Consider the following 14,153-nt stretch of genomic DNA (forward strand, 5'->3'; position numbering starts at 1 on the left):
GTCAGACGCTCAGGTCCCCCGGGTGACCTGAGCGTCTGACACGTCGCCGGGGTCGGGGCGCCGCCGTTCAGAGGCGGCCGTGGGTGCGGAGCGTCACGAGCGCGCCGAGCGTGGCGAGGCCGCGGGCGTCCACGGTCTGGCCGGGCGACCAGTGCGCGTAGTCGAAGTCCCAGCCGCCGTCGTCGAGCTGCTGCCCCTCCAGGAGGTCCAGCTCGTCCGCGATCTGCTGCTCGGTGAACAGCGCCCGGCTGGGTGCGCCGGGCTTCTGGGACAGCAGCAAGGGCCGCAGCTCCTCGCCGTCCTCCCCGCCCGAGACGGAGATGGTCCCGTCCTCGCGCAGGGCGGGCCGCAGCCGCTCGACGGCCGTCGCCACCCGGTCCGGCTCCGGCACGGCGTCCAGGAAGTTGAGCGCGAACAGCACGGTGTACCCGTCCACGGGCTGCTCGCCGTCGAGCTGCTTCCAGCACCAGGCGGTCGCCGCGTCGAGCCAGGGGTGCTCCAGGCCGAGCTCCCACAGGTGCCCGGCGATCGCGTAGGTGAGGAACCCGCCGTCGTTCGGCACCATCCACGGCGCGGCCGGGTAGCCGGCGGCGGTGGGCAGCACGTGCGGCGCCCGGCCGTCGGGCAGCGCGACGCCGGCCAGCCAGTCGGCGGTCCCGCGCGCCAGCGACGCGACCTCGGGGTCGGCGGCAGTCCCCAGCTCCGCGAGCACCCCCAGAGCGGACAGGGCGCCCGAGACCTGGCTGTCGGGGCCGCGCAGGTCGGGTTCCAGGGCGTGCCCCCAGCCGCCGTCGTCGTTCCGGTAGGGGCGCAGGGCGTCCAGGACACGCGCGGCCGGCGCGCCGTCGAACAGCACCGCGAGGCGGTGCCGTTCCAGCAGGCGGGCGGCGTCGTAGACGTACCGCCGCGCGGCTTCGAGGTCGGTGCTCTTCGGTGTGCTCATGTGGTCGACGCTAGGCGGCGGTCAGCGTCGCGTCTTCCAGGAATCGGACGGGTGTGAGGCCGGTCAGCCGGCGGACCTCGTCAGACATGTGCGCCTGGCTCGCGTAGCCCGCCGCGGCGGCGCGGTCCGCGAGGGTCGCCGAGGTGCCGGACGACAGCCCGATCAGCCGGCGCAGGCGCGCCACCCGGCCGAGCATCTTGGGCCCGTAGCCGACGGCGTCCACCGTGCGCCGGTGCAGGTGCCGTTCGCTGACGCCGAGGTCCCCGGCGACGCCGGAGATTCGTGCCCCGGGCTCGCCGAGCCTTCGCGCGGCGGCCGCGACGAGCCCGTCGCGCTCGGCCTTGCGGCGCAGGACGGTGCGGGCGAGGAGGTCCAGGCGCCCGGCGGGGTCCGCCGCGGCGAGCGCGTCGGCGAGCGCCGGGCCGACGTCGGGCCACACCTCGGCAAGGGGGACGCGCTGGTCCCGTACCTCGGACGCCGGGATGCCCAGGACGGCGCCCGCCGCGCCAGGCCGGAGCCGGATGCCGCTGGTGCGCGACCGAGCCGGTCCGACGCCGGCGGCGGACACGACCGGCCCGGTGTCGGCGCCGACGATCACGAGCTCGCCGTCGAGCCGGAGGAGGTCGACGCAGCCGTCCGGGATGATCCGCTGCTCGTGGCCCGGCGGGGCCTCGTGCTCCCACAGGCACGCCACCACGGGCAGCAGGCCTGCCGGCGGTGCGAGCTCTCGGTACGGGGTCATGGCAGCAACGCTACGCGGAGCCTCCGACACTCCCCCGTGTCAGACCTACAGGTCCCCCGCGGGACCTGTAGGTCCGACAGGTCGGGGGCTCTGGGGAGTGTCAGTGGCGGGTGGCAGAGTCGTCACATGCCCCTCGTACCGGCTCGACCGAGCCGCAGGCTCCGCCTGCCCCGCGATCAGCGCCACGGCCCGTGGCGCCGTCGCGCGCTGCGGGTCGGCGCCGTCGCGGTCCCGGCCGCGCTGCTGGCGGCGGGAGCGTCGTCGTACGCCGCGGTGGTCACGGGGCGGATGGCCGCGGACCCGGCCCGGGACACGCTGATCCTGCTCGCGGCGGTGAGCGCCGCCGTCGTGGCGCTGGACGCCGTGACGTGGCTGGTGGTGCAGCGCGGCGTCGCCCGCGCGGAGGCGGTCCTGAGGTCCGACCTGGCGGCGGCCGCCCTGGGCCAGCCGCTACCCGCGCTGGAGGACCAGGCGGTGGGCGAGCTGCTGGACCGCGTCAACGGTGATCCGGAACGGCTCACCCGGGCGATCAGCGGGATCGGCATCACGCTGGGCCAGGCAGGGATCAGCCTGGTGGTGGGATGGGTGGCCGCCGGCCTGGTCTGGTGGCCGGCCTGGTTCGCGTTCCCGCTGGTCGCGGCCGCGGTGCTGGTGTTCGCGCGCCGGTCGGCGCGGCCGCTGCGCGACCTGAGCAAACGTAGCTCGGAGGCCGGCTCGGAGCACATGGCGCAGTTCGAGGAGGCCGTGGCGGCCCGGGACGACCTGCGCACCGCGCAGGGGCAGCCGTACGTGCTGCGGCGGTACGCCGAGCTGGCCGCGCGCCAGATCCGGCTCCGGGAGGACTGGTCGGTGGCGTTCTCGCGCGTGCGGCTGCGCACGGAGCTGCCGCTGGACGCCCTGGTGGGCGCGGTGCTGGTGGGCGGCGTCTGGGCGGTGACCGGCGGCGCGCTCGACCTCGCGCGACTGGTCACGCTGTGGCTGCTCGTGACGGGGTTCGTCGGCCGGGTCGACGTGCTCGGCCGGCTGCTGCCCCGGGTCGAGGAGGCGATCGGCACGTTCCACCGGGTGCGCGACCTGCTGGCCGCGCCGCAGGAGCCCGAGGGTGGCGCACCGTTCCCCACGCGGCAGGGCGGCGTCGAGGTCGAGCTGCGCGACCTGACCTTCTCCTACGGCGAGGGCTTCGCCCTGGGCCCGCTGTCCCTGACCGTCCCGGCGGGCACCACGTGCGCGCTCGTGGGCCGCACGGGCTCGGGCAAGACGACGCTGACCAAGGTGCTGTCCCGCGCGGTCGACCCGCCCGCGGGCAGCGTGTTCCTGGACGGCCAGGACATCACCGGCCTGGACGTGCACGGGCTCCGCACGCGCGTGGGCGTCGTGGGCCAGCGCACGGAGATCCTCGCGGCGACGCTCGCCGAGAACATCACGCTGTGGGCGCCCGTCCCCGCCGCCCGGGTGGAGCAGGCGGTGGACGCGCTCGGCCTGCGGGCCTGGGTCGCGTCGCTGCCCGACGGGCTCGACACGCGCCTGGGGTCCGACGGCGTGACCCTGTCCGCGGGCGAGGAGCAGCTCGTGGCCTTCGCCCGGCTCCTGGTGCGCGACGTCGAGGTGGTCGTGCTGGACGAGGCCACCGCCCGCATGGACCCCGCGACGGCGGAGCGGGTCACCCTGGCCGCGCAGGCCCTGCTGGCGGGGCGGACGGCGATCGTGGTGGCGCACCGGCTGCCCACCGCGCGGCATGCCGACACCGTGGCCGTGCTGGACGGCGGCCGCCTCGTGGAGCACGGGGCCTGGGACCGCCTCGCGGCAGCGGACGGCCACTTCGCACGGCTGGTCGCGGCGGCGGGGCTCACGGAGACGGGGCCCGACGGGGCGAGGCCGACCGCGGCTGTGGCCGCGGCGGCCGGGCTCGCCCGGGGACCGCAGACGTTCGACGAGCAGGTCACCGGCCGAGCCCCCGCCGACGGTCAGGGCGAGACCGAACACGCACCCGACTCCCCCGGGACCGGCGGGCCCGCGCAACGTCCGCGCACCTCGATCGCGCGGGCCGTGTGGAGCACGCTGCGCGCCCGGCCGCACGGCATGCTGGTCCCGGCGGTCGTGTTCGAGGTGGCCGACTACCTCACCTCCACCGGGCTGGTGGTCGGCTGGCTGTGGGCGTCGGCGGTGGTGGGCCTGGAGCAGGGCTCGGCGCCCTGGATACTCGTGGGCGCCATCCTCGCGGCCATCGTGACCAACACCCTGCTCCCGCTCACGGTCCGGCTGACGAGCACCCGCTGGTGGGTCGACTCCCGGATGCGGCTGCACCTGTCCCTGCTGCGCGGGCAGACGGCGCAGCGGCGCACCGTCCGCGACGCCCCCGGGGAGATCGCGGCCCGCGCGCAGGAGGACTACCGGCTCACGGGCCACACCCAGGCGTGGACCGAGGTGCTGACGGCGCCGCTCACCCTCGCCCTCCTGGTGGTGCTGAGCGGCAGCTGGCTGGCCGGCGCGATCGGCCTGGCCATGGCGGGCGTCATGTTCGCGGCGCAGGTGCTCGGCAGCCGGTCGGTCGCCGCGGCGGCACGGCGGGCCGGCGACGCCGCCGCGGAGCTGGGCCGGCTGCTCGGCTCCGCCCTCGACTCCGTGCGCACGGTCAAGCTCGCGTCGGCCACCGGGGGCGTCCTCGCGCAGGTCGCACGCGTGGACGGACGCCGCGTGCACGCGTCCCTGGTCGAGGAGCGGACCAGCTTCCTGGTTGGGCTGGCCCCGTCCGTTCTGAGCCGGGTCGCGACGGTGCTCGCCTGGACGCTGCATCTGACGGGCACGTGGTCCCTGGGCACCACACTCCTGGTCAGCACCTCGATCGGCACCTTCAGCTGGATCGGGTACAGCCTGGGTGCGCTGGTCACGAGCGCGGCGTCGGCCCGGCGCTGGGTCGAGGTCTCCGCGCGGTACGCCGGCACCGAGCGCCTCGCGGACGTGCCCCGCGACGTCGACCTGTTCGCCGGCACCACCACGCCGCGGGCCACGCCGGCCGGGCCGGGTACCGGCGCGCCGGTGTCGGCTGCCGCCCCCGGCGCCCTGCGCGAGCTCCGTCTCGACGGCCTCAGCGCGACCCACGACGACGGCACCGTCGGCGTGTCCGGGGTGGACCTGACCGTGCGGCGCGGCGACCTGGTCCTCGTGGTGGGCCGCGTCGGGTCTGGCAAGTCGTCGCTGCTGGGCGCGCTCTCGGGGCTGGTCGACCTCGGCGGGCGGCTCGCCTGGAACGGCACGTCGGTCACGGACCCCGAGACGTTCCTGCGCCCGCCGCGCGTCGCGCACGTCGCGCAGGTGCCGCACGTCGTGTCGGGCACGGTGGCCGACAACGTACGGCTCGACCACGACCGCCCGGTCGACGGTCCCGTCCGGTCGGCAGGGCTCGACCGCGACGTCGCCGAGGCGGGCGGCACCGGCACGATGGTCGGGCACCGGGGCCTGCGGCTCTCGGGCGGCCAGGTGCAGCGGCTCGGCCTGGCCCGGGCGCTGGCCACGGGCTCGGACCTGCTCCTCGTCGACGACGTCTCCTCGGCGCTCGACACCGTCACCGAGGCCGAGGTGTGGGCGGCGCTGCGGGCGGCGGGCACCACGGTGCTGGGCACCACGTCGCGCGCCGCGACCCTCGCCGTCGCCGACCGGGTGGTGGTGCTCGACTGCGGCCGCATGGCCGCCGTCGGGCGCTGGCACGACCTGGAACCGAGCTGGTCCCACCTCGCCGGCTGACGCGCCGAGCCGTCCCCCACGTGTCAGACGTACAGGTCACCGGAGTGACCTGTACGTCTGACACACACGGGGATCAGACCCCGACTGCCCGGCGGTCCGCCCGGCGGGCGGCCTGCGCGTCCGGGTCCGCGACGGGCGCGGCTGCCACGAGGGCCCGCGTGTACGGGTCCTCAGGCGCGCCGAGCACCCGCGCCGTCCCGCCGGTCTCGACGATGCGCCCCTCCCGCATGACCGCGACCCGGTCGGCGACGCGCTCGACGACCGCCAGGTCGTGCGACACGAACAGGCACGCGAAGCCGAGCTCGGCCTGGAGGTCGCCGAACAGGTCCAGCACGTGCGCCTGCACCGACACGTCGAGCGCGGAGGTCGGCTCGTCGGCCACGAGCACCTGCGGCCCGAGGGCCACGGCCCGGGCGATCGCCACCCGCTGCCGCTGTCCGCCGGACAGCTCGTGCGGGTACCGAGGCCCGTACTGCGGGCCGAGCCGCACCAGCTCCAGCAGCTCGCGCACCCGGGCCTCGCGTGCGGGCCGGTCCAGCCCGGAGTGCAGCCGCAGCGGCTCGTCGACCGACTGCGCCACGGTCCAGCGCGGGTTCAGCGTCGAGGCCGGGTCCTGGAACACCACGCCCGTCGCCCGACGCCGCTCCGCGCGCTGCCGGCGGGAGGCTCGCGCAAGATCGACGCCGTCCACGACCGCCCGCCCCGACGTCGGGCGCAGCAGGCCGGCGACCACCTGGCCGAGGGTCGACTTGCCCGAGCCCGACTCCCCCACCAGGCCCAGCACCTCGCCGCGCCCGATCTCGAGCGTGACGCCGTCGGCCGCGACCACGGGGTGCCGGCCGCCGTAGGTCACGGTGACGTCGTCGAGCAGCACGGCGGCACCGCCCGCCCCGACACCGCCGGTCGGCCCGACACCGCCGGTCGAGCCCAAACCGCTGGTCGAGCTTGTCGAGACCCGGCTCCCCGCGAAGGAGGTCTCGACAGGCTCGACCAACGACGTCCGCTCGACCCCAGATCCCCGCTCCCCCAGCCGCGGCACCGCCGCGAGCAGCGTGCGCGTGTACTCCTCGCGCGGCGTCGCGAACAGCTCGCGCACCGGGGCCGCCTCGACGATCCGGCCGTCACGCATCACCACGACGTCGTCCGCGAGGTCCGCCACCACGCCCATGTCGTGCGTGATGAGCAGCACGGCCGTGCCGCGCTCGTCGCGCAGCCCGCGCAGCAGGTCGAGGATGCCGGCCTGCACGGTGACGTCCAGCGCCGTCGTCGGCTCGTCGGCGATGATCGCGACCGGGTCCTGGGACAGCCCCATCGCGACGAGCGCGCGCTGGAGCTGACCGCCCGAGAGCTGGTGCGGGTAGGACGCCGCGACCCGCTCCGGGTCGCGGAGGCCCGCCTCGAGCAGCAGCTCGAGCACGCGCTCGTGCGCGGTGCGACGGTTCGGCCGGTCCGGCCCGCGCCGGTGCGCCCGCAGCGCCTCGGCGATCTGGTCGCCGACGGTCAGCACCGGGTTCCAGGCGCTCATCGGCTCCTGCGAGACGAGCGAGAGCACCGCGCCCCGCACCCCGCGGAACGTCTCGGCCGACGCCCCGACCAGCTCGGCGGCCGGCCCGTCGGCCGGCGACCCGTCGGCGGACGATCCCCCGAGCCGGATCGACCCGCCCACCACGGCGGCCTCCGGCAGCAGCCCGAGCACCGCCATCGCGGACACCGTCTTGCCCGAGCCGGACTCGCCGACCAGGGCTGTCACCCGACCGGGCCGCAGCGTCCAGGACACGCCGTCGACGGCGGGCGCCGCGGCGTCGTCGAACACGACGGACAGCCCCTCCACCGTCAGGAGGGGCTGTCCGTCGTTCACCAGGATCTCGCTCACTGACCGAGCGAGACCTGCAGGTAGTTCGGGTAGGCCGGGAAGTCCGGGATCCGGAAGTTCTCGACCTTCGAACCGTGCAGGAACGAGTTCTTCGTGTAGATCAGCGGGACCACCGGGGCGTCGCCCAGGATGAGCTGGTCGGCCTCGACCCACAGCTTCGCGGCGGCGTCCAGGTCGGTCTCCTCGGTCGCGCGCTCGATGAGGTCGTCCGCCTCGGGGTTGGAGTACCGGGCCAGGTTGTACCCGCCGTCACCCACCTGCGAGGAGTCGAACAGCGGCTGGATGTTGCCGTTCGCACTCGGGAAGTCCGGCTGCCACGACGACAGCGTGAGGTCGTACTTCGAGCCGTCGCCCTGCGTGACCGTCTCGGTCCACACGTCGTCGGCCTGCGGCACGATCTTGACCTTCAGGCCCGCGCGCTCCAGGCCCTGCTGGACCGCCTGCGCCTGGGCGAGCGTCGGGGCGTCGTCGGTCACCACGAACCGCAGCTCGCGACCGGACCAGCCCGCGTCGTCCAGCAGCTTCTCGGCCTGCTCGACGTCGCCCTCCGGGGCCGCGTCGTTGACGCCGTTCGAGTACTCCTCGCGCCCCGGGATGCCGGGCGTGACGAGCGTGGTGGCGAAGTCGCCCGCGATCTCGCCGCCGGAGGCGACGCGGTAGGCGTTCTTGTCCACGGCCAGGCTGATCGCCTTGCGGACGTCGAGGTCGTCCAGGCCGTCGGCCTCCGTGTTGATCGCGAGGTACGCGAGCGCCCCCGGGCCCGAGGTGACCAGACGGTCCTTGGCCGGCCCCTGCTGCACCTGCGCGAGCTGCGCGGGCGGCACGAACGTGGCACCGAACGCCGAGGCGTCCGCGCCGGAGTCGGCGATGAGCCGCTGGGCCACGACCGTCTCGTCCTGGCTCAGCTCGAACACGACCGTGTCCGGGCCGGCGGTGCGGGCCTCGTCCGTGGCCGCGTCCCACTCGGGGTTGCGCTCCAGGGTCACCGAGGTGCCCTCGACCGTGTCGGCCACGCGGTACGGGCCGGTGGCGACGGGCTGGGTCGTGTAGGTCTCGATGTCGTCCTTCGCCTCGGGCACGGCGCCGAACGCCGGCATCGAGACGATCCACGGCCAGTCGCCGTACGCGCTGTCCAGGTGGAACACGATGGTCTTGTCGTCCGGCGTCTCGATCGAGTCGAGCTCGTCGCCCTGGAACGGCCCGGTGTACTCGTCGGCCCCCTCCAGCAGGTTCTTGTGGTAGCTCAGGCCGCCCGACAGCTCCGGGGCGAACGAGCGCTCCACCGAGTACTTGACGTCCGCCGCGGTGATGGGCGTGCCGTCCTCGAACTTCAGGCCGTCCTTCAGCGTGAAGGTCCAGCTCGCCCCGTCGTCCGACGGCGTCCCGGTGTCCGTCGCGAGGTCGGGGACCACCTCGGTGGTGCCGTCGGCGTTGGTCTTCCAGGAGGTGAGCCGGCGCTCGACCAGGCCGAGCGTGGTGATCGCGAGGTTCTGGCTGGTGGCCGGGTCCCAGTTGATGGCGGGGCTGCTGGTCAGGATGTGCAGCTCACCGCCCTGCTGGACAGCGGTGGCCTCGTCGCTCGAGGTCGCGGCGGGCTGCGAGTTGGCGTTGCACGCCGTCAGCGCGAGCGTCGCGGCGACGGCGATGCCGGCGACCGCCGTCCGGCGGGCGGGCCTGCGCGAGGTGCGCGGTGCGTGGGTCATCTGGTCCTTCTCGTCTCTGGGGTGGAACGCGTCTGGTGCGGCTCGGGCCGCGGGGGTGCGGGGTCGGACGTCACCGACGACATCGCCTGGTCATCGGGTTCTCCCTCCGCGTCGCACCCGCGGGTCGAGCACGCCGTAGACGACGTCGACCGCCAGGTTCGCGACCACCACGATGGCCGCGGTGAAGACCGTGACGCCGACCAGCAGCGGCACGTCGGTGCTGCCGACCGCCTCCATGAGCAGCGCGCCGAGACCGGGCATCGAGAACACCCGCTCGGTGATGACGGCGCCGCCGAGCAGCGCGCCGAGGTCGAGCGCGAAGAGCGTGACCACGGGGATCGCCGCGTTGCGCAGCGCGTGCCGGGTCACGACCCGGCCCTCCGTCAGCCCCTTGGCCCGGGCCGTGCGGACGTACGGCGCGCCGAGCTCCTCCAGCATCTGCGATCGGGTCAGCCGCGCGTAGACCGCCGCGGACAGCAGCGCGAGCACGGCCCACGGCAGGGCCAGGTGCCACGCCCAGTCCACGGGGCTCTGGGCGAACGGCACGTAGCCGGACACCGGCACCATGTCGAGCGTGAAGCCGAACAGCAGGATCCCGAGCAGGCCCACCAGGTAGCTCGGCGCGGAGACGCCCGTGATGGCCGCGACCATGAGGCCGCGGTCCAGCGGGGTGCCGCGGCGCACGGCGGCCACGGCGCCCGCCCCGACGCCGACCACGAGCCACAGCACCGCTGCGCCCACCGCGAGGGAGGCCGTGACGCCGAAGCGCCCCACGATCAGCTCGGTGACCGGCGTGTTCCGCGCGAAGGAGTAGCCGAGGCAGGGCCGCGGGCAGTCGATGGTCGCGCCCGCCGAGCCGAAGGTGCGGCCCGTGAAGACGCCCCGCACGAAGTCCCACCACTGCTGGACCACGGGCGCGTCGAGGCCCATGAAGGCGCGCGCCGTCTCCAGGCGCTCGGGCGTGCACGGCTTGCCGCACGCGAGCGCGGCCGGGTCGGCGGGCAGCAGCACGAACAGCGCGTAGGTGAGGAACGAGACGGTGAGCAGCACGAACGCGAGCGTCGCGAGGCGGGTGGCGAGGAACCGGACGAGAGTCATCGCGCACCTCCGCGCCGTCGGCGCCGCTTCGAGCCGCCGCGCGGGTCGAGCGCGTCGCGCAGGCCGTCGCCGAACGCGTTGAACGCGAGCGTGACGCCGAACAGGGCGAGCCCGGGGAACAGCAGGTACACGGGGTCGACGGCGAACCAGGTGACGGCGTCGCCGATCGACCGGCCCCACGACGGGGTGGGCGGCGGCACGCCGACGCCCAGGAACGACAGCGCCGCCTCGGCGCCGATGGCGCCGGGGATCGAGATGGTCGTGAACACCACCACGGTCGAGGCGAGGTTGGGCAGCACCTGGCGGAACAGCACGTGGGCGTGCGAGGCCCCCAGCGCGCGGGAGGCCCGCACGAACCCGGAGGCGCGCAGCGCCATGGTCTGGCCGCGCACCACCCGCGCGATGGACGACCAGCCGAACAGGCCGATCACCAGCACCAGGAGCAGCAGCCGCGGGAACCAGTCGGGCGCGACGGCGCCGACGGCGATCATGAAGACCAGCGCGGGCAGCCCGATCAGCACGTCGATCAGGCGGGCGACCACCCAGTCCACCCAGCCGCCGAAGTAGCCCGCGACCAGGCCGAGCACCGTACCGACCAGCATGGACACGACCGTCGCGCCGATCCCGACCAGCAGCGAGGTGCGCGAGCCCATGACCACGATCGCGAACAGGTCGCGGCCCGTGAGCGGCTCGACGCCGAACCAGTGCTCCGCGCTGACGCCGCCCAGCGGCCCGGCGGGCGCCCCGGTCGGGCCGAGCGCGTCCAGGTCATAGGTGTAGGGGTCCACGCCGAGCGCCTTGGTGATCAGGGGCGCGGCCAGCGCCACGAGCGCGTACGCCACGACCACCACGCCGCCCACCAGCGCGAACCGGTCCCGGGCCAGCCGGCGCCACAGCGGCACGCGGCCGACGACGGCAGCGCTGCCGGCCGACGTGGCCGGGGCGACCGGCTCGTCGGAGCGGTCGAGCGACATGGGACTCCTAGGGACGACGGGACATGACGGGGAGGCGGTGCTGCGAGCACCGACAACACGACATGCGCACGATTCGTCTCCTGGGCTGCTTCCGACGGCCAGGGAATGACCGCCCTGACCGGTGTGCCCTGTTCGGGCCGAGCAGAACCATAGTCCATGCCTCTGGCACCTATCGACCATCTCGAACGATCTGTGGCGCACGTCTCGCCCGCGCACGCCGCGCGCACCGCCGTCGCGACCTGTGGAAAACGTGCGCTTCGGCTTGCTCGAATCTGGGACACTGGTGCGCATGAGCATTCCCGCCTCCACCGGGCCGACGGACCCGGCTGCGACCACACCCGCACCTGACACGACACCGACCCACGCCGCCGCCGCGGTACCGGGCGCCGAGGTCGTACGCGCGGTGGTCAAGGAGGTACCGGACAAGGTCAGCACCGACGGCCTCGAGGCCAAGTTCGACGAGCGCTGGACCGCCGAGCAGACCTTCGCCTTCGACCGCACCAAGACCCGCGACGAGGTCTACTCGATCGACACCCCGCCGCCCACGGTCTCGGGATCCCTGCACGTGGGGCACGTGTTCAGCTACACGCACACCGACATCGTGGCGCGCTACAAGCGCATGCGCGGCCTCGAGGTCTTCTACCCCATGGGCTGGGACGACAACGGCCTGCCCACCGAGCGCCGCGTGCAGAACTACTACGGCGTGCGCGTGGACCTGTCGCTGCCCTACGACCCCGACTTCGAGCCGCCGTTCGAGGGCACCGACAAGAACGTCAAGGCCGCCGACCAGGTGCCGATCAGCCGGCGCAACTTCGTCGAGCTGTGCGAGCGGCTGACGGCCGAGGACGAGAAGGAGTTCGAGGTGCTCTGGCGGCGCCTCGGCGTCTCCGTGGACTGGGCGCAGACCTACCAGACCATCAGCGACTCCTCGCGCGCCACGGCGCAGCGGGCGTTCGTCCGCAACTTCCAGCGCGGCGAGGCCTACCAGGCCGAGGCTCCCGGCCTGTGGGACGTCACGTTCCAGACCGCCGTGGCCCAGGCCGAGCTGGAGGCCCGCGACTACCCCGGGCACTTCCACAAGATCGCCTTCCACAAGCCCGACGGCGAGCCCGTCTACATCGAGACCACGCGCCCCGAGCTGATCCCCGCAGCGGTCGCGCTCATCGCGCACCCGGACGACGAGCGCTACCAGCACCTGTTCGGCACGACCGTGACGTCCCCGCTGTTCGGCGTCGAGATCCCGGTCCTGGCGCACCACCTGGCGGAGCCCGACAAAGGCGCCGGCATCGCGATGTGCTGCACCTTCGGCGACCTCACCGACGTGCAGTGGTGGCGCGAGCTGCAGCTGCCGACGCGCTCGATCATCAACCGCGACGGCCGCATCACGCGCGAGCTGCCGGAGTGGCTCACGGGCAGCGCCGGCGCCGAGCTGTTCGAGGCCGAGGTCGCGGGCAAGACGACCTTCAGCGCCCGCAAGGCGATCGTCGACGCGCTGACCGCGTCGGGCGACATGCCGACCGAGCCGGTCGCCACGCAGCGCAAGGCGAACTTCTTCGAGAAGGGCGACAAGCCCCTCGAGATCGTGACCTCGCGCCAGTGGTACATCCGTAACGGCGGTCGCGACCAGGAGCTCCGCGAGGAGCTGCTGGCCCGGGGCAAGGAGCTCGACTTCCACCCCGACTTCATGCGGGTGCGCTACCAGAACTGGGTCAACGGCCTGAACGGCGACTGGCTGGTCAGCCGGCAGCGCTTCTTCGGCGTCGCGATCCCGCTCTGGTACCCGATCGACGCCGCGGGCGAGGTGGACTACGCCAACCCGATCGTCCCGGCCGAGGACGTCCTGCCCGTCGACCCGACGTCGCAGGCGCCCACCGGCTACACGGAGGAGCAGCGCGGCCAGGCCGGCGGCTTCGTGGGCGACGCGGACGTCATGGACACCTGGGCCACCTCGTCCCTGACCCCGCAGATCGTGTCGGGCTGGGAGCGGGACAACGACCTGTTCGAGCGCGTGTACCCGATGGACCTGCGCCCCCAGGGCCAGGACATCATCCGCACGTGGCTGTTCTCCACCGTGGTGCGCTCGCACCTGGAGAACAAGGTGCTGCCCTGGAAGAACGCGACCATCAGCGGCTGGATCCTCGACCCGGACCGCAAGAAGATGTCCAAGTCCAAGGGCAACGTGGTCACGCCGATGGGCCTGCTCGAGGAGCACGGCTCGGACGCGGTGCGGTACTGGGCGTCCTCGGCGCGCCTGGGCACCGACGCGGCGTTCGAGGTGGGCCAGATGAAGATCGGTCGCCGCCTGGCGATCAAGGTCCTCAACGCCTCGAAGTTCGCGCTGTCGTTCGGCGGCGGTGCGGGCAGCGAGATTGCGCTGGACCCGGCGGCGGTCACGGTGTCCCTGGACCGGTCCATGCTCGCGGGCCTGGCCGGCGTGGTCGAGCAGGCCACGGCCGCGCTCGAGGCCTACGACCACACGCGTGCGCTCGAGGCGACCGAGACGTTCTTCTGGACGTTCTGCGACGACTACCTCGAGCTCGTCAAGGACCGCGCGTACGGTGCGGGCGCCGACGCCACGGAGGTCTCCGCGGAGACCACCTCGGCCCGCACCGCCCTGGCCATCGCGCTCGACACCATGCTCCGCCTCCTGGCGCCTTACCTCCCGTTCGCGACGGAGGAGGTCTGGTCCTGGTGGCGCGAGGGTTCGGTGCACCGCGCGCCGTGGCCCGTCGCGGCGCCGCTGCGCGCGGCCGGCGGCGACGCCGACCCGGCCGACCTCGCGGCCGCCGGGCACGCGCTCGCCGCGCTCCGCAAGGTGAAGTCCGAGGCCAAGGCGTCGATGCGCACGTCGATCGTGGCGGCGTCGCTGGCCGTCCCGGCCGCCTCGCTGGCCGCCGTCGAGACCGCGGTCGAGGACGTCAAGGCCGCCGGCCGCGTCACCGGCCCGCTCGACCTGGCCGCCGCCGCGGAGGGCCAGGGCGACCCGGCCGTCCAGGGCGGGATCGTCGTCACGGCGAGCGAGCTGGGCGAGGCCCCGCCGCGCAACAAGGGCTGATCGAGGACAGAGCAGAACGGGGGC

Annotated in this window: 8 protein-coding genes; 2 read left to right on the top strand and 6 right to left on the bottom strand. The window is 74.3% G+C overall.

The window, feature by feature from the left end; translation table 11 throughout:
- Positions 1–67: 67 nt before the first annotated feature.
- Entirely contained in the window at positions 68–943 is an 876-nt protein-coding gene (locus ACFU5G_RS24135) for a hypothetical protein (protein ID WP_377250507.1), read from the bottom strand.
- Positions 944–953: 10 nt separating this feature from the next.
- Entirely contained in the window at positions 954–1,685 is a 732-nt protein-coding gene (locus ACFU5G_RS24140) for a DUF6597 domain-containing transcriptional factor (protein ID WP_377250509.1), read from the bottom strand.
- 126 nt (positions 1,686–1,811) lie between these two features.
- On the opposite strand from ACFU5G_RS24140, the gene ACFU5G_RS24145 reads away from it, so the two are divergent.
- On the top strand, positions 1,812–5,426 hold the full coding sequence (locus ACFU5G_RS24145) for an ATP-binding cassette domain-containing protein (protein ID WP_377250511.1): 3,615 nt from the start codon (positions 1,812–1,814) through the stop codon (positions 5,424–5,426).
- 73 nt (positions 5,427–5,499) lie between these two features.
- On the opposite strand, the gene ACFU5G_RS24150 is transcribed toward ACFU5G_RS24145, so the two are convergent.
- From ACFU5G_RS24150 to ACFU5G_RS24165, 4 genes are all read right to left on the bottom strand, one after another.
- The gene (locus ACFU5G_RS24150) at positions 5,500–7,299 is read right to left on the bottom strand and encodes a dipeptide ABC transporter ATP-binding protein (protein WP_377250514.1); all 1,800 of its coding nucleotides are present in this window, start codon (positions 7,297–7,299) and stop codon (positions 5,500–5,502) included.
- Positions 7,296–9,002 carry an ABC transporter substrate-binding protein gene (locus ACFU5G_RS24155; RefSeq protein WP_377250517.1) on the bottom strand — a complete coding sequence of 569 codons (1,707 nt, stop codon included), beginning with the start codon at positions 9,000–9,002 and terminating at the stop codon, positions 7,296–7,298. Before ACFU5G_RS24155 ends, ACFU5G_RS24150 begins: the two co-directional genes overlap by 4 nt.
- A gap of 90 nt (positions 9,003–9,092) precedes the next feature.
- Entirely contained in the window at positions 9,093–10,100 is a 1,008-nt protein-coding gene (locus tag ACFU5G_RS24160; protein ID WP_377250520.1) for an ABC transporter permease, read from the bottom strand.
- Positions 10,097–11,074 (bottom strand): ABC transporter permease, encoded by a 978-nt coding sequence (locus ACFU5G_RS24165; RefSeq protein WP_377250523.1) that lies wholly within the window; start codon positions 11,072–11,074, stop codon positions 10,097–10,099. Before ACFU5G_RS24165 ends, ACFU5G_RS24160 begins: the two co-directional genes overlap by 4 nt.
- Positions 11,075–11,363: 289 nt before the next feature.
- On the opposite strand from ACFU5G_RS24165, the gene valS reads away from it, so the two are divergent.
- Positions 11,364–14,129, top strand: coding sequence for a valine--tRNA ligase (valS, locus tag ACFU5G_RS24170; RefSeq protein WP_377250526.1), 2,766 nt, complete (start codon positions 11,364–11,366; stop codon positions 14,127–14,129).
- Positions 14,130–14,153: the final 24 nt, after the last annotated feature.

The organism is Promicromonospora sp. NPDC057488 (assembly GCF_042802395.1).
Lineage (GTDB): Bacteria > Actinomycetota > Actinomycetes > Actinomycetales > Cellulomonadaceae > Promicromonospora.